14 protein-coding genes are annotated in these 16,493 nt (G+C 66.9%); 9 read left to right on the top strand and 5 right to left on the bottom strand.

From position 1 onward, the window contains the following. Positions 1-112: 112 nt before the first annotated feature. Complete coding sequence (locus ASF98_RS23080) at positions 113-1,402, bottom strand: ammonium transporter (RefSeq protein WP_055807459.1); 1,290 nt, start codon at positions 1,400-1,402, stop codon at positions 113-115. A 307-nt stretch (positions 1,403-1,709) separates the two neighbouring features. On the opposite strand from ASF98_RS23080, the gene glnT reads away from it, so the two are divergent. Genes glnT through ASF98_RS23045 form a run of 7 tightly spaced genes read left to right on the top strand, consistent with a single transcriptional unit; the run spans position 1,710 to position 9,173 of the window. Then, positions 1,710-3,053, top strand: a complete 1,344-nt coding sequence (gene glnT / locus ASF98_RS23075; protein WP_055807456.1) for a type III glutamate--ammonia ligase — start codon at positions 1,710-1,712, stop codon at positions 3,051-3,053. A gap of 29 nt (positions 3,054-3,082) precedes the next feature. Further along, entirely contained in the window at positions 3,083-3,991 is a 909-nt protein-coding gene (locus ASF98_RS23070; protein ID WP_055807455.1) for a glutamine amidotransferase, read from the top strand. Further along, complete coding sequence (locus tag ASF98_RS23065; protein WP_055807452.1) at positions 3,979-4,725, top strand: protein glxC; 747 nt, start codon at positions 3,979-3,981, stop codon at positions 4,723-4,725. The genes ASF98_RS23070 and ASF98_RS23065 overlap by 13 nt, the downstream gene beginning before the upstream one ends. Positions 4,726-4,735: 10 nt before the next feature. After that, entirely contained in the window at positions 4,736-6,094 is a 1,359-nt protein-coding gene (locus ASF98_RS23060) for an FMN-binding glutamate synthase family protein (protein ID WP_055807448.1), read from the top strand. Next, positions 6,094-7,254: an FAD-dependent oxidoreductase gene (locus tag ASF98_RS23055; RefSeq protein ID WP_055807444.1), complete on the top strand. Its 1,161-nt coding sequence runs from the start codon at positions 6,094-6,096 to the stop codon at positions 7,252-7,254. The genes ASF98_RS23060 and ASF98_RS23055 overlap by 1 nt, the downstream gene beginning before the upstream one ends. Continuing rightward, positions 7,251-8,507: an allantoate amidohydrolase gene (locus tag ASF98_RS23050; RefSeq protein WP_268760447.1), complete on the top strand. Its 1,257-nt coding sequence runs from the start codon at positions 7,251-7,253 to the stop codon at positions 8,505-8,507. The genes ASF98_RS23055 and ASF98_RS23050 overlap by 4 nt, the downstream gene beginning before the upstream one ends. Positions 8,508-8,552: 45 nt before the next feature. After that, a complete protein-coding gene (locus ASF98_RS23045) occupies positions 8,553-9,173 on the top strand; it encodes a helix-turn-helix domain-containing protein (protein WP_055807441.1) in 621 nt (206 codons plus the stop codon). 49 nt (positions 9,174-9,222) lie between these two features. On the opposite strand, the gene ASF98_RS23040 is transcribed toward ASF98_RS23045, so the two are convergent. Further along, positions 9,223-10,632 (bottom strand): aldehyde dehydrogenase family protein, encoded by a 1,410-nt coding sequence (locus ASF98_RS23040; RefSeq protein WP_055807439.1) that lies wholly within the window; start codon positions 10,630-10,632, stop codon positions 9,223-9,225. Between the two features lie 327 nt (positions 10,633-10,959). On the opposite strand from ASF98_RS23040, the gene ASF98_RS23035 reads away from it, so the two are divergent. Continuing rightward, positions 10,960-12,435, top strand: a complete 1,476-nt coding sequence (locus ASF98_RS23035) for an APC family permease (protein ID WP_055807436.1) — start codon at positions 10,960-10,962, stop codon at positions 12,433-12,435. Here the strand turns inward: ASF98_RS23035 and ASF98_RS23030 are convergent. Next, positions 12,412-13,134: an AmiS/UreI family transporter gene (locus ASF98_RS23030; RefSeq protein WP_055807433.1), complete on the bottom strand. Its 723-nt coding sequence runs from the start codon at positions 13,132-13,134 to the stop codon at positions 12,412-12,414. The genes ASF98_RS23035 and ASF98_RS23030 overlap by 24 nt on opposite strands. A 203-nt stretch (positions 13,135-13,337) precedes the next feature. Here ASF98_RS23030 and gdhA point away from each other — a divergent pair, with 203 nt between their 5' ends. Next, on the top strand, positions 13,338-14,675 hold the full coding sequence (gene gdhA, locus ASF98_RS23025; RefSeq protein ID WP_055807431.1) for an NADP-specific glutamate dehydrogenase: 1,338 nt from the start codon (positions 13,338-13,340) through the stop codon (positions 14,673-14,675). Between the two features lie 56 nt (positions 14,676-14,731). Here gdhA and ASF98_RS23020 read toward each other — a convergent pair whose 3' ends face one another. Together ASF98_RS23020 and ASF98_RS23015 are read right to left on the bottom strand one after the other, a co-directional pair. Then, positions 14,732-15,691, bottom strand: a complete 960-nt coding sequence (locus ASF98_RS23020; protein WP_055807428.1) for a helix-turn-helix domain-containing protein — start codon at positions 15,689-15,691, stop codon at positions 14,732-14,734. Between the two features lie 128 nt (positions 15,692-15,819). Next, positions 15,820-16,416 (bottom strand): TetR/AcrR family transcriptional regulator, encoded by a 597-nt coding sequence (locus ASF98_RS23015; protein ID WP_055807425.1) that lies wholly within the window; start codon positions 16,414-16,416, stop codon positions 15,820-15,822. Between the last annotated feature and the right edge of the window lie 77 nt (positions 16,417-16,493).

Raw genomic sequence — 16,493 nt, 5'->3', positions numbered from 1 at the left:
ATCCGAGGATTGTCCGCGGTCACCTACCTTGACGGAAGGGCGCGGCGGACAAGCCTCGGATTCTTGACGGGAGCAGCGGCTAACTTCTTTTCCCGCGCCCTGCCCGGGGACCTTAGGCGCGGTGGGGCGAACCGAGTTCCACGGGCTCTTCGTCGCTGAGGTAGGCGGCCTCGGAGTGCGCGGCGATGTCGATGCCGCGCAGTTCATCGGCCTCGTGGATGCGCAGGCCCATGGTCATGTTGAGGACCTTGGCGATGATCCACGTAACCACGAAGGAGTAGGCGAGTACGGCCAGCGTGGCGACCGTCTGGATCCCGAGGAGCTCAAAGCCGCCGCCGTAGAACAGGCCGTTCACCTTGTTGGGGGCGGCCTCGGTGGCGAAGAAGCCGATCAGGAGGGTTCCCAGGATGCCGCCCACCAGGTGGACGCCCACCACGTCGAGTGAATCGTCGAAGCCGAGCCGGAACTTCAGCTCAATGGCCAGCGAGCAGACTGCGCCGGCGATGAGGCCGATGGCCAGGGCGCCCAGGGGGCTGACGGCGCCGCAGGCAGGAGTGATGGCGACGAGGGCCGAGATCAGGCCGGAGGCGGCGCCCATGCTGCTGGCGCTGCCCAGGCGGATGCGTTCCACGAGCGTCCAGGCGAGCAGGCCGGCACACGCGGCGACGGCGGTGTTGAGGAATACCACGGATGCGGACTGGCCAGCGGTGAGTGCAGACCCCGCGTTGAAGCCGAACCATCCAGCCCAGAGGAGCCCGGCGCCCACCAGCACGAGCGGGCGGCTGTGGGGTTTGGTGTGTTCGCTCTTGGGCCAGCCGGCGCTGCGTCCGAGGACCAGGGCGAGGGCGAGGGCGGCGACTCCGGCGTTCATGTGGACAGCGGTACCGCCGGCAAAGTCGATTGCCTTGAGGCTGTTGACGATCCAGCCGCCGGTCACCGAGCCGTCCGCCGAGCTGAAGGCGAAGACCCAGTGGGCGACGGGAAAGTAGACCAGGGTGGCCCAGAGGGCGGCGAAGGTCATCCATGCGCCGAACTTCATTCGTCCGGCGGCAGCTCCGGCGATGATTGCCGTGGTGATGCCGGCAAAGAACAGCTGGAAGGCTGCGAACAGGGCCGTGGGGATGGGCGCGTTCGGGTCCTCGGCCAGCAATTTCTCCATGCCGAAGTACTCGGTGACATCACCGAGGAGTCCGGCGCCACCGATGGAATTGCCGAAGACCATGGAGTAGCCGAACACGGCCCACAGGACGGCCACGATGCTCATTCCGCCGAAGCACATCATCATCATGTTCAGGATCCTGCGGGACCCGACCATACCTCCGTAGAACAGGGCAAGGCCGGGGATCATGATGCACAACAGTGCGCCCGCGGCGAGGATCCAGGCGACGTCTCCAGAATTCATGGAACTCCAATCAGAAAAGGGGTGTCCGCCAGGGGAAACGGCGGCACAAAAAAGTAACCGTGGGATGAAACCATGATTCGTGACAGTGAACGATCGTGGGTTTCGCGGGCGTAAATTTCCGGTTGCGATCGCGATTGGGCACGTCACCCCGATTTAACAAGCGGGGCGCACGCCTGTAACATCCTTTTGACTACTGTGGTTCAACAACGTTTCCCAGCAGGTAACACCAAATTGAACAGGACAGTTCCGATGACCAGTGTCGCAAAACCCTGAAGTACCAAGCGCCTCAGCCCTATCAACTGCCGCGTTGCCGGCCGAGACTGACCACATCTCCCTCGCGGACATCGCCAGGGCCCATGATGTGCGGTTCCTCCTGGCCACGTTCGTCGACATGACGGGCAAGCCGTGCGCCAAGCTCGTTCCGGTCGAAGCCGCAGAGCAGCTTGAGGCCGGCGCCATGGGCTTTGCCGGCTACGCAGCAGGGCTGATCGGGCAGAAGCCGCAGGATTCGGACCTCATCGCCATTCCTGATCTGGCGTCCTTCACACCCGTGCCGTTCATCAAGGAAGGGCTCGCGGTCATCCACTGCGACCCGCACGTGGACGGCAAGCCCTGGCCCTACGCCCCGCGCATCATCCTCAAAAACACGCTCGCCCGCCTCGCCGGTCAGGGAATGCAGGCGAAGGTGGGTGCGGAAGTGGAGTACTTCCTCGTCAACAAGAACCCCGACGGTTCCCTGAGCACGGCCGACCCCCGCGATGACTCGCCCCGCCCCTGCTACGACGCACGCGGCGTCACCCGCATGTATGAGCACCTCACCTCCATCTCGGAGGCAATGAACGGCCTGGGCTGGGGCAACTACGCCAACGACCATGAGGACGCCGCCGGGCAGTTCGAGCAGAACTTCAACTACGCCGACGCCCTCACCACGGCCGACCGCGTGGTCACCCTGCGCTACATTTTGAATGTCCTCGCCGAACAGCGCGGCATGACCGCCACCTTCATGCCCAAGCCCTTCACCGACCGCACGGGCACGGGCCTCCACTTCCATCTGTCGCTGTGGTCCGGCGCCGAGGCGCTGTTCCCGGTTGACAACGGAGCGGACGACGGCGGCAGGGGACTTGGGCTTTCGGCCCTCGCCTACTCCTTCATCGGCGGCATTTTGGACCACGCGCCGGCACTGCAGGCATTCCTGGCCCCCACCGTCAATTCGTACAAGCGCTCGGGCGCCACCACCAGCTCGTCCGGTGCCACCTGGTCTCCCCGGAAGGCCTCGTTCGGGGGCAACGACCGCACGCACATGATCCGCGTCCCGGACAACAAACGGATCGAACTTCGCTCGGGTGACGGTTCAGCCAACCCCTACCTCGCCATTGCCACGGCCATCTCGGCAGGCCTGGACGGCGTGGAAAAGTCGGCGGATCCGGGGCACCCGTCGGGCCCGGGCGAGTCGAAACCCGACGCCCACCTGCTGCCGGCCACCCTGCTGCACGCCGTGGAGGCCCTCCGCCGGGACCCGGTGATCCTGGCCAGCCTCAGCGGCGACGCGGAGATCGGCAAGTACTACGCGGACGCCAAGGAAGAGGAATTCCTCAGCTGGCACAACCAGGTCAGCGACTGGGAAATCCGCACGTACCTCACCTCGATTTAGCAACCTCCACTAAGCAAAGGAATCCCACCATGTGCGGAATCGCCGCGCTGCAGCTGCGCAACCCCCTGCTGCACCCCCAGATGGGCAGCCTGCTGTCCTCCATGATGTGCCAGATCGTGGACCGCGGACCGGATTCAGCCGGCCTCGCCGTCTACAACACCCCCGGCCTGGTCTCGGCCGGAACCTCCACCCTCAGCCTGCTGGGCAAGGACCAGGGCATTGCCCTCCCGGAGGTCAAGGCCTCCCTTGACGCGATGCTTCCGGCCGATGCCGCCGCCGCAGTACGCGTGGTGGGTGACACCACCCTGGTGAGCGCCGCCGTCGGAACCGATCTCCTGGTGAAAGCGGTCAGCGAAACCCTTCCGGGCTCCACCATCATTGGCCGCGGCGAGCACGTGGCCGTGATGAAGAGCGTGGGCCACCCGATGGACATCGCCGCCGAGCACGGGCTCGAGGCCATGTCAGGCAGCCAGGGCCTGTCCCACACCCGGATGGCCACCGAGTCCGCCGTGACCGCCGGCGGCTCCCACCCGTTCTCCGTGGCCGACGACCTGTGCCTGGTCCACAACGGCTCCTTCTCCAACCACGCCACCGTCCGCCGCGACCTCAAACGCGAGGGCGTGGTGTTCGATTCCGAAAACGACACTGAGGTGGGCGCCCGCTACGTCGCCTCCCGCCTGCAGCAGGGTGACACCCTCGAAGAGGCGCTCGTGAACCTGGGCAAGGTCCTGGACGGTTTCTACACACTGGTGGTCACCACCGCGGACAGCATGGCCGTGGTCCGGGACCCCATCGCCTGCAAGCCGGCCATCATCGCCGAAACGGACGACTACGTGGCTATGGCCTCCGAATACCGTGCCCTGGCAGCCCTGCCCGGCATCGAAAACGCCCGCATCTTTGAACCGGAACCCGGAAAGGTCTACACATGGTCACTCTGACAGCCCCCGAAACCAGCACGATGAACGCCGAAGCAACCCGGCCCGCCGTCAGCGCTGATTCCTTCAGCGTGGATCTGGCCGGCAGCCCCGTTCGCGAACTCAACCAGGCCCTCCACAACGCTGTGGACGGGCAGTCCTGGACCGTCGCCAACCCCGAAGGCAAGCACAGCCTGGCCGTGGGCATCAACACGGACGTCACGGTCACCATCAACGGCCACGCCGGCTACTACGCGGCCGGGATGCACCAAAAAGGCGACGTGACCATCAACGGCAATGCCGGCGTCGGACTGGCAGAGAACATCATGTCCGGCCGCGTCCATGTCAAGGGCGACGCCTCCCAGTCGGCCGCCGCCACCGGGCATGGCGGGCTCGTGGTCATCGACGGCAACGCCAGCGCCCGCTGCGGCATCTCGATGAAGGGAGTGGACATCGTGGTGGGAGGCAACATCGGCCACATGTCCGCGTTTATGGCGCAGGCCGGACGCCTGGTGGTCTGCGGTGACGCGGGCGAAGCGCTGGGCGACTCGATCTACGAAGCCCGGATCTACGTCAAGGGCACCGTGGCCTCGCTCGGCGCGGACTGCATCGAAAAGCCCCTGAAGGACGAGCACCTGGCTGAACTCGGCGAACTGCTGGCCGCGGCCGGCCGCACCGACAACCCTGCGGACTTCAGGCGTTACGGATCGGCACGGAACCTCTACCACTTCAGCGTCCACAACTCGACGTCGTACTAAGGACAACCCCATGACCATCACCTCACTGCCCGCCCCCGCCCAGGCTCCCGCCCAGGACATCGATGCGCTCGGCCTGCGCGAATCGGCAACGTTCGACCGCGCCACCATCGCGGACATCCAGCGCGCGGCCGCAACCGGCGTGTACGACATCCGCGGCTGGGGTGCCAAGCGCAAGGTCCCGCACTTCGATGACCTGCTGTTCCTCGGCGCCTCCATGTCCCGCTACCCGCTGGAGGGCTACCGCGAAAAGTGCGATACCGACGTCGTCCTCGGCGACCGGCACGCGAGCCGGCCGCTGCACCTGCAGACCCCGGTGACCATCGCGGGCATGAGCTTCGGTGCGCTCTCGGCCAACGCCAAGGAAGCGCTGGGACGCGGCGCCAGCGAGGTGGGCACCTCCACAACAACGGGCGACGGCGGCATGACGCCTGAGGAGCGAGGCCAGTCCAAGCACCTCGTGTACCAGTACCTGCCCTCCCGCTACGGCATGAACCCTGACGACCTGCGCAAGGCGGACGCCATCGAGATCGTGCTCGGCCAGGGCGCCAAGCCGGGTGGCGGCGGCATGCTGCTGGGCCAGAAAATCACCGAACGCGTCGCCGGGATGCGCACCCTGCCGGTCGGCATCGACCAGCGCTCCGCCAGCCGCCACCCGGACTGGACCGGCCCGGACGACCTGGAAATCAAGATCGGCGAACTGCGCGAAATCACCGACTGGAAGACCCCGATCTACGTCAAGATCGGCGCGTCCCGCCCGTACTACGACACCGCCCTGGCCGTGAAGGCCGGAGCCGACGTCGTCGTCGTCGACGGCATGCAGGGGGGCACCGCCGCCACGCAGCAGGTCTTCATCGAAAACGTGGGGATCCCCACCCTGGCCGCCATCCCGCAGGCAGTCCAGGCGCTCCAGGAGCTGGGTGTGCACCGGAAGGTCCAGCTCATCGTTTCCGGCGGCATCCGCACGGGAGCCGACGTCGCCAAGGCCATGGCCCTCGGTGCCGATGCGGTGGCCATTGGCACCGCGGCGCTGATCGCACTGGGCGACAACGATCCCCGCTACGCCGCCGAATACGCAGCCCTGGGCTCGGCCGCCGGCTACTACGACGACTTCCAGGACGGCCGCGACCCCGCCGGCATCACCACCCAGGACCCGGAACTCTCCTCCCGCCTGGACCCGGTCGAGGGCGGCCGCCGGCTCGCCAACTACCTGCGCGTCCTGACCATGGAAGCCCAGACCATCGCCCGGGCATGCGGCAAGTCCCACTTGCACAACCTCGAACCCGAGGACCTCGTGGCACTGACCATCGAAGCGTCCGCCATGGCACGCGTTCCCCTCGCCGGAACCAGCTGGATCCCGGGAGCACAGTGATGACTGACGCTTTTCCTGACTCGTCAGACTTTGTGGTGGTGGGCGCTGGCCTGGCCGGCGCTGCCACCGCCTGGCAGCTCGCCCTGCAGGGCCACGACGTCACCATCGTGGAGCGCTCAGTCCCGGCAGCGCATGACGGCAGCTCCCACGGCTCGGCCCGGATCTTCCGCTACGCCTACCCGGACGAGTTCTACACGCGGGCGGTCCAGGAGTCCAAGGTTCTCTGGGACGAACTGGACCGGGCCAGCGGACTGCATCTGATCACCCCCTTCGGCGCCGTGGACTACGGCCCGGAGAGGCAGCCGGAGCATCTCGCCCGGGTCCTCGCCGGCGCCGGCGTGGAGCACGAACTCCTCAGCGCGGCTGAGGCTCGGGAGCGGTGGCCGCAGTTCTCCTTCGACACCCCGGTGCTCTGGCACCCGGGCGCCGGGGTGATCGACGCCGAGAGCTCGGTCAACGCCATGATCAACCAGGCGATGAAGCAGGGAGCCAGGCTGCTGACCGGCTGGAACGTCGCCCGCGTGGAACGGAGGGGCACCGGCTACCGTGTGCACTCGGCAGCAGGAGAAGCGATTGACGCCGGGAACGTCGTTGTGAGCGCCGGCGGCTGGCTGCCTTCACTGCTGGGACAGCTGGATCTCCCGGCAGGGTTCCTTGCCGGACTGCCGGAGATCACCGTCCGGCAGGAGCAGGCCTTCCACTTCCGCTACCGCGATCCGGACGGCGCCGCCTGGCCCACGTTCATCCACAAGAGTGCCGCCATCCAGACCTATGGACTGCCCGGCGGGCGGGATGCCGGCTTTGCCGGGCAGAAGGTGGCCGAGTACAACGGCGGCGGCCTGATCCCGTCTGCCGCCGAGCAAACCGGCCTGGTGGACCCGGACAACCGGCGACGGGTGGTGGACTACGTGCAGAAGTACCTCCCCGGTCTTGACCCGGAACCGTATGCCGAGACCACATGCCTGTTCACCAACACGCCTCATGACGACTTCCTCGTCGACCGGGCGGACGGAATCACCATTCTGTCCCCGTGCTCGGGGCACGGTGCGAAGTTCGCGCCGCTGATCGGGCAGTGGGCGGCAGGCCTGGCCACCGGCGCCGCCGACGTTCCGGCCCGCTTCCGCCCGGCAACCACACTCCTAGAACGGACCAGCCCGTGACCTCTCCTGCGACCAAACCTGCAACCGACACCGTCGCCGGCCTGATGCGGGACATCTCCGGCGTCGGCACAGACTCGCGCCGCGGCGGATACTCCCGCCCGGTCTTCTCGAACGCCGAAACCGACCTGCGGAGCTGGTTCATCGAGCAGGCCGGGCGGCGCGGGCTGGACGTCACCACGGACAACAACGGGATCATCTGGGCCTGGTGGGACACTGCCACTGGCACGCGCAGGGACGCCGTCGTCACCGGAAGCCACCTCGATTCCGTCCCCGGCGGCGGCGAGTACGACGGTCCCCTGGGTGTGGCGTCGGCGCTGGTCGCCTTCGACATCCTGAAGAACCGGGGCCTCCGCCCCCGGAAGCCCCTGGCAATCGCCGTCTTCCCCGAAGAGGAAGGCTCCCGCTTCGGCGTCGCCTGCCTGGGCTCCCGGCTGCTCACCGGCGCCGTGGACCCGAACAAGGCGCGCAACCTCAAAGACGCGGACGGCAACACCTACGCCGACGTGGCCGCGGCCAACGGGCAGGACCCCCGGTTCATCGGCGCTGACCACAAAACCCTCCAGCAGCTGGGTCTGTTCGTGGAACTCCACGTCGAACAGGGGAGGGGCCTCATCGACCTTCGCCAGCCGGTGGCCATCGGCTCCTCCATCCTGGGCCACGGCCGGTGGAAGCTCTCGGTGACCGGCCAGGGCAATCACGCCGGAACTACGCTCATGAAGGACCGGAGGGATCCGATGATTGCCGCAGCCAAAATCATGATCGGCATCCGGGACACCGCCAGGAACTACAAGGACGCTCGGGCCACCGTCGGCCGGATGCAGCCTGTGCCCGGCGGAACCAATGTGATCGCCTCCCGGGTGGATATGTGGATCGACGTCCGGCACCCGCGGGACGAAGTGACAGCAGCCCTGGTGGAATCCATCCACCTTAACGCCCAGGTCATAGCCGCCGAGGAAGGGTGCACGGTGAGCTTCGGCGTCGAATCACTGAGCCCCACCGTGCACTTCGACACCGGCCTGCGGGACCAGCTCCGGACCCTGCTCCCGGATGCGCCGGTCCTGGATACCGGAGCCGGGCACGACGCCGGTGTGCTCGCCGGCCACATCCCCACCGCGATGCTGTTCGTCCGGAACCCCACCGGCATTTCACATTCGCCCGAGGAGCTGGTGGAGGATGCCGACGCGGAAGCAGGAGCCCGGGCCCTGGCCGACACCCTGGCAGGCCTGGTGGGTGAAGCCCGGAGGCTCGGGTAGGAACCGTGCTCGGGTAGGAACCGGACAGCCACCTAAGATGGCAGGATGACGAACCAGACTGGCGACGAAAGAGCCGCAGCCGACCGGTCCGCGGCTGACGAGGGGCCCGGCAAACTTGAGCGGGTCATCGCCGGGCAGGTCCGCCACTACCGGACCACGAACGGGCTCTCGTCCGCCGAACTCGCCGTCAGGACCGGACTGTCCAAGGCGATGATCTCCAAAATCGAATCCGCCAGCACGTCCTGTTCGCTGACCACTTTGCAGCGGCTGGCAGATGGGCTGAAGATACCCGTCACCGCGCTCTTCAGGGGCGCCGACACGGACCGTGATGCCACCTTCACCAAGAACGGCCAGGGCAGCCTGACCGTCCGGAGCGGTACACAGCACGGCCACGAGTACCGTGTGCTGGGCACCCTGAAAGGCCGCACCGACGCCCTCGAACCGACCCTGGTAACGCTGACGGACGCCTCCGACGTCTTCCCGCTGTTCCAACACCCCGGCACCGAATTCATCTACATGCTCTCCGGCAGGATGGTCTACGGCCACGGCGCGTACGAATACACCATGGAGGCCGGAGACTCCCTGCTTCTCGACGGCGAAGGCCCCCACGGCCCGCTGGAACTGCTGGACCTGCCCATCAGGTTCTTGGCCATCGCCGCGAAGTGAAAACGGTGCCCCGCCTCTGAAGGCGGGACACCGTTTCCAAGCACGCAACTCAGCCGTTGATCACCTGCGGCACGCCCAGGGCCTTGAGGCCTTCGACGCCGAATTCCAGGCCGTAGCCGGACTGCTTGGCGCCGCCGAACGGGATGCGCGGGTCCACGGCGCCGTGCTTGTTGATCCACACCGTGCCGGCCTCGAGGCGGACGGCCACCTCGCGTGCCCTGGCGGGGTCTGGGGACCAGACGGAGGCTCCGAGCCCGACGTCGAGCGCGTTCGCCATGGTGACAGCCTCGTCCACGGTGCCGTAGCGGATGATCGGCAGGGCCGGGCCGAACTGCTCCTCGGCCACCAGCGGGTTGCCGTTGTCGATGTCCGCCACGAGGGTGGCGGGGTAGAAGTGTCCGGGCTGGTCCGTGTCCGGGTTGCCGCCGAGCAGGATGCGGGCGCCGGAGTCGCGGGCGGCCTCGACGAGCCGGGCCACGATGTCGTACTGCTGCCGGTTCTGCAGCGGGCCCAGGACGTTGTTCTCGTCCAGGCCGTTGCCCATGGGCATCGCGGCGGCCACCTTGGTGAGCTCCTCGCACACGGCTTCATACAGAGAATCGTGGACGTAGAGGCGTTTGAGGGCGGCGCAGGTTTGGCCCGTGTTGATGAAGGCGCCCCAGAAGAGGCCTTCGGCGATGGCTTTGGGATCGGCGTCGGGCAGCACGATGCCGGCGTCATTCCCGCCGAGCTCCAGGGTGAGGCGCTTGACGGTGTCCGCGGAGGATTTGATGATCGCCCTGCCGGTGGCGGTGGAGCCGGTGAACATGACCTTGCCGATCGCGGGGTGTTCGGCCAGCCGGGCTCCGACGTCGCGCCCGCCGGAGACCACGGTCAGGAGGCCTTCCGGCAGTTCCTCGTTGAGGACCTTAGCCAGCGCCAGGACGGAGAGCGGCGTGTATTCGGAGGGCTTCACCACCACGGCGTTTCCCATCCGCAGGGCGGGGGCGATCTGCCAGACGGTGATCATCATGGGCCAGTTCCACGGGCCGATCGCGCCCACGACGCCGATGGGCCGGTAGTGCAGCTCGGCGCGCGTTTCGCCGTCGTCCACCACGGTTTCCGGGTCCAGCGGCGTGCCGGCGGCGACGCGCAGCCACGCGGCGCAGGCGCCCACTTCGAAGCGGGCGTTGGGACCGTTCAGCGGTTTGCCCTGCTCGCGGGAGAGCAACCGGGCGAGTTCTTCGGCGGAACGTTCGACGGCGTCGGCGGCTTTGAGGAGCGCGGCGCTCCGGGCGTCGTGGCCCAGGGCTGCCCACGCGGGCTGGGCGGCTGCCGCGGCGGCGATGGCCGCCTCGAGGTCCTGGACGCTGTGGACCGGCGCCTCGCCCACGGGTTCCCCGGTGGCAGGGTCCAGGATGGTACGGGTTTCGCCGGTATCCGGGGTGATCGAGGCCAGCAGGGCATCGTAGGTTTCCATGGGGTACTCCACTTCGAGTAGGTCAGAGAACGCGGCCGGAACGGCCTAACAGCGCTGCTTTAAGCGTGCTCCGCCAGGCGCCGCGGGTCTTGTGTATCCGCGTACGGCACTTGACCGGTGGCGAACAGTACGTGCTGCCCGCAACCTGAACCACACTGCGCTCAGGAACAACAACTGATCGCTGCACGACAAGCCGGGTCCGGCGGCGACTGCCATGCTGGATTTCACGGTGCAGCTCACGGGCACCTTTGCCCGGGCCCGGCAACTGGACCACGAATTTCCCGCCAGCTCTTTTCCCCAGCACTCATGACCGTTAAGAAGGATCCAATGAGTATTTCGAATCCCGAACCCCGGACCGCAGAACCCGGTTCCCGCCAGGAACACTCCACCGCCCTGCGCGCAGGAAGCATCGGAGTCCTGGGCATCCTGTTCTTTGTCCTCTCCGCCCAGGCCCCGCTGACCGGCATCGTGGGAGCCGCGCCGCTCGCGGCCGCGCTCGGCAACGGCGCCGGCGCACCGGGTGCCTACCTTGTGGTCGGCATCGTCATTGTCATCTTCGCCGTCGGCTTCGTGGCCATGAGCCGGAAAGTGCAGACCAACGGCGCCTTTTACGCCTACGTGACCGCGGCGTTCGGACGCAAGACCGGTGCCGGAGCGGCCTGGCTTGCCCTGCTGGCCTACAGCACCGTGCAGGCGGCCATGTACGGGCTGTACGGAGCGGCGTTCTCCGGCCTGCTGGCATCCGCTGGAATGACTGTTCCGTGGTGGCTGCTCGCCGTAATCACCATGGCGGGCGTCCAGGTCCTGGGATCCAAGAACATCGAGCTCGGTGCCCGTGTCCTGGCTGTCCTGGTGGGCCTGGAAGTGGCGATCCTGCTGATGTTCGGATTCTCCGTGCTGTTCCACGGCGGCGGCCCCGAAGGGCTCGACTTCGCCGCGTCGTTCGCTCCCGAAGCCATCGCCAGCGGAGCCCCCGGCGTCGCCATCATGTTCGCGGTGGCCTCCATGTTCGGTTTCGAATCCACGGCCATCTACTCCGCGGAAGCCAAGGACCCGCACAGGACGGTTGCACGGGCCACCTATCTGTCCGTGGGCATCATCGCTGTCTTCTTCTCCTTCATCACCTGGATGCTGGTCAGTTTCTACGGGCCCTCCCACGTGGTGGATGCTGCGGGTGCAGCCTTGGAATCGGGTGACGCCACATCGTTCGTGATCGGCCCCATCGTTGAAATGTTCGGACCCTGGGCAGGGATCACCGCCGGAATCCTGCTGGTGACCTCGCTTCTGGCAGGCATCATTGCCTTCCACAACGGCATCAACCGCTACCTGCACTCGCTGGCCCTGCGCGGCTCCATGCCGGCAGTCATTGCCCGGACCAACAAGCACCGCGCCCCGGCTGCGGCGGCCTGGATCCAGACAGTGGTGGCTGTCCTGCTGGTGGCACCGTTCGCGCTGCTGGGGCTGGACCCGGTGCTGACCCTCTTCTCCTGGTTCAGCGGCCTCGCCGTCGCGGCACTGCTGGTGCTGTACATGCTGTCCTCCCTTGCCGTCGTCGCCTATTTCCGCCGGGAAAAGGTGACAGGTCAGCAATGGCAGACGTTCATCGCCCCGGTGCTGGCTTCCGTGTTGCTGGCGTGGGTGCTGTACCTGGTGGTCAGCAACTTCACGTCCCTCATCGGAGGCAGCACGGAAACGGCCGTGGGCCTGCTGGCGGCCGTCCCCGCATTGTTCCTGGCCGGCGTCCTGGTGGAGATCCGGGTGGAGAAGCAGATCCGGGCGTCAGAGCTTGAGTTCGCCGGGTAGCAGTCTGTCTGGGACATCAGAACAGACAACGGAGGAGCCGACGGCGGCGGGATCCGCAACGGCGCGGGCGGCGGTTTGCCGCCCGCGCCTGCGCGTGGGGGCCGGGCCGGCCCGCCACGCGAGGCAGCCGGCCAGCAGCAGGAGTACGGCCAGCGCGGCTGCGGCGCCCGCCGCCGTCGTCGCCGTCTCGGGATCATTGGGCCAGCGCCCCGTGACGCCCAGGAGCGCCGGGACCGTGGCCGATGCCTGGCTCGTGAGGACCAGGGACCAGCCAATGAGCGGCGTGAGTCGCTGGAACCCCAGGGCCAGTTGCAGGAAGAACAGCAGCCACAGGTACGTCCAGCAGAGCCAGAGTACGGCCAGGAGTGGGTCCTCCCCGGACCAGGCAGCGGCGAGCAGGAGGCCGCACGCGCCCACCATCCCGCAGAACCAGCCAAGGCCCCGGGACCCGAGTTCCAGCAGGAAATCCAACCCGACGTAGACGTAGGTCAGCCCGAACAGGAACATCCCGGATGCCTCGAGCAACAGGTGCAGGACCCCGTCGCCGGTAATCCCCAGGTACGCAACGGCGAGGACCAGCTGGGTGCTGCCGATGACCAGGCTGAACACGGCCGCATCCCGGCGGGGGAGGAGATCCAACGCGGCGAGGCCGTTGAGCAGGAGCGCGGCCCCGGAGAGAAGCAGGCAGATGTGGGCCATCAGAAGTCCCCCGCCTTACCCCGACCCTTGGCCAGAGTTTTCGTTTCATGGAAATTAAATGTCACAATACGGAGGTTAGTGGAAGGCCGATTGGCCATGCGCGGCCCGTGCAGTCACAATTGGTAGGTTGAAGTTTCAATAAAAGGGTGCCGGCGCGGCCTATGCCGGAGACTTCCGCGCCCGGTTCGAGGTTAGGAATCATCATGGATGCACGGCTCGAGGCCATCAGGGACACCGTCCTGGCCAGGAACCCGGGAGAAGCGGAGTTCCATCAGGCGGTGGTCGAGGTCTTCGAAAGCCTGGGCCCCGTCCACGACAGGCACCCCGAATTCCTCGAAGCGGCCATCCTGGAACGGCTCTGCGAACCCGAACGCCAGATCATCTTCCGGGTGCCGTGGACCGATGACCAGGGACGCGTGCAGATCAACCGCGGCTTCCGGGTGGAGTTCAACTCGGCACTCGGCCCCTACAAGGGCGGCCTGCGGTTCCACCCGTCCGTCTATCTGGGCATCGTAAAGTTCCTCGGCTTCGAGCAGATCTTCAAGAACGCCCTCACCGGCATGCCCATCGGCGGCGGCAAGGGTGGTTCGGACTTCGACCCCCGCGGCCGCAGCGATGCCGAAGTCATGCGGTTCTGCCAGTCCTTCATGACCGAGCTGTACCGCCACATCGGCGAATACACCGACGTGCCGGCCGGCGACATCGGCGTCGGCGGACGCGAAATCGGCTACCTCTTCGGCCAGTACAAGCGGATCACGAACCGCTACGAATCCGGCGTCCTGACCGGCAAGGGCATCTCCTGGGGAGGCTCGCTGGTCCGGCCCGAGGCCACCGGGTTCGGAACAGTGATCTTCACCGAGGAAATGCTGAAGACCCGCGGAACGTCCTTCGACGGGCAGCGCGTGGTGGTTTCCGGCTCCGGGAACGTGGCCATCAACGCCGTCGCCAAGGCCCAGTCGCTCGGTGCCACAGTGGTGGCCTGCTCGGACTCTTCCGGCTACGTCGTGGACGAGGCGGGCATCGACGTCGGGCTTCTCCGCCAGGTCAAGGAAGTGGAGCGCGGGCGCCTGAAGGATTATGCGCTGCGCCGTTCCGGCGTCGCCTATGTGGAAGCCGGTTCGGTCTGGGACGTCGACGCGACGGTGGCGCTCCCGTGCGCCACGCAGAACGAGCTCGACGGCGATGCTGCCGCGAGGCTGGTCCGCAACGGCCTGATCGCCATCGGCGAAGGCGCCAACATGCCGTCCACCCGCGAAGCCGTAGCGGTCTTCCAGGAAGCCGGCGTGCTGTTCGGCCCGGGCAAGGCCGCCAACGCGGGCGGTGTGGCGACGTCCGCGCTGGAGATGCAGCAGAACGCGAGCCGTGACTCCTGGTCCTTCGAGCACACGGAACAGCGGCTCACGGACATCATGGTGGGGATCCACCACCGCTGCGCCTCGACGGCCGACGAATACGGGGAGCCCGGCAACTACGTGCTGGGCGCCAACATCGGCGGTTTCGTCAAGGTGGCCGACGCCATGCTTGCGCAGGGGCTGATCTAGGGGCTGACGCCCTGGCGTGCGCCCCGGCTGGACCCGGCCGGTGAGCCCTGCACAGACTAGGCGCCGCGGCGCCAGTCGCTGGGGGATTCGCCGTAGGCATCCCGGAACGTGCGGCTGAAATGCGCCGCGTCAAGGAACCCCCAGCGGGCGGCGACCGCCCCCACGGAAGTGCTGTGGTGCAGCGGATCCCTCAGGTCGCGGCGGATGCGTTCCAGCCGCTGGCTCCGGATCCAGCTGGCAACAGTGGCTCCGGATTCGTGGAAGATGTTGTGCAGGTGCCGGGTGGAGATGAAGTGTGCCGCCGCAATGCCGGCCGGCGAGAGCTGTGGATCGGCGAGGTTGGCCTCGATGTATTCGCGCACGGACGATGCCAGCAGCACCTGCGGCTTCATGCTGTCCCGAGCCATGTCCAGTTCCGAGTGCAGCATGGTGGACACGAGGTCCAGGGCGTTGGCGGCCAGCCGTGATCCGCTGGGGCCGCTGAGGGCTTCAAGGTTCTCCGCCAGCTGGGCGATAAACGGGCCCACGATGCCGGTCAGGCCGTGCCCGCCTGCCAGTCGGACGGCCGCGAGCTGCCCGACGTAATCCGGCGGCAGGGACAGGGAGTCGTGCGGAAACATGACCACCATGACCCGCGCCTGCTCTTCGAAGGCCAGCGTGTAGGGACGGTTGGTGTCGTAAATGGCGAGGTCGCCGGGGCGCAGCACTGCCTCGCGGTTGTCCTGGATGAGGAGCCCGGTGCCCTCCAGCTGGAGATTGAGTTTGAAATAGCGCTGGCCGGGCCGGGCCACCAGGGCCGGGGTGCGGTGGACGTTGTGGCCCGTGGCAGTGACCTCCACGATGCACAGCCGGTCCAGGACCCTGGAGCGCATCCGGCCGCGGAAGGTGTCGGGATGATCCGTGTCGGCGGCCAGCGGCACGAACGACTCCGCCACAAGGTGCCGCCAGTGCTCAAATGAGGTGGCCTCGCTGGAGATGAGTTCCTGGCCCGCCGGGCGGGCTGTGGTTGCAGACATGGATGTTCCTGACGCCGGATAGCCATCTGAAAGTTGGTCCCCCAGGCTGTGTCCTGCGACACAGTTATTTCAGGTTAGCGGTGATGCCAGGCGTTGTCATCTTTTTTCGCCCAACGTCGAAAAAAGAATTACGAGCCCGCCTGAAGCAAGGTCAGGAATGCTTCCAGCTGGTCGCCCAGGCCCAGGTCCGTCTCGTTGTCCGGGGCGAGGGCGGCTGCTATCTGCGCCCCCAGCAGCATGTTCAGCAGGTGGCCGGCAACGGCTGAATCGTCGACGGCGGCACCCACGTCCCCCTGCGCCCTGGCCTCTGCCAGGTACCCGAGGATCGCAGCGCGCCACTGGTCCATGGACTCGCGGTGGATGGCGGCTTTTTCCGGATCGTTGATGGCCTTCTGCCAGAACGGGACCACGATCCGCGCTTCATTGACCCGCTCGGAGTCCAGCGGCAGCACCTCGACGCAAAAAGCCCGGAGCGCCGGAATCCCGGCCTTGCCCGCCGTGACCTCCCGGATGCGCTCGTTGGTCCTGTTGAAGACGTGCCGGAAGGCAAACGTCAGCAGCGTGTCCTTGGTGGGGAAGTAGGGCTTCAGTGCGCCGTTGGCGAAGCCGGCCTCGAGGGCGATCTCCCGCATCGTGGCGCCTTCGATGCCCAGCCTGGCGATGATCCGCCAGGTCGCATCCACCAGCTCCAGGCGCCGTTCATCATGGTCAACAATCTTTGGCACTCTGGTGATCCCCCCGGAACTTTTTTGTATCGAACCCTTGTGATCCATCTTACGGACCGCTTATTCTCTACAACTAT

Source organism: Arthrobacter sp. Leaf337, assembly GCF_001423745.1.
Taxonomy (GTDB): Bacteria; Actinomycetota; Actinomycetes; order Actinomycetales; family Micrococcaceae; genus Arthrobacter.
This window is presented reverse-complemented; position numbering and strand designations above follow the sequence as displayed.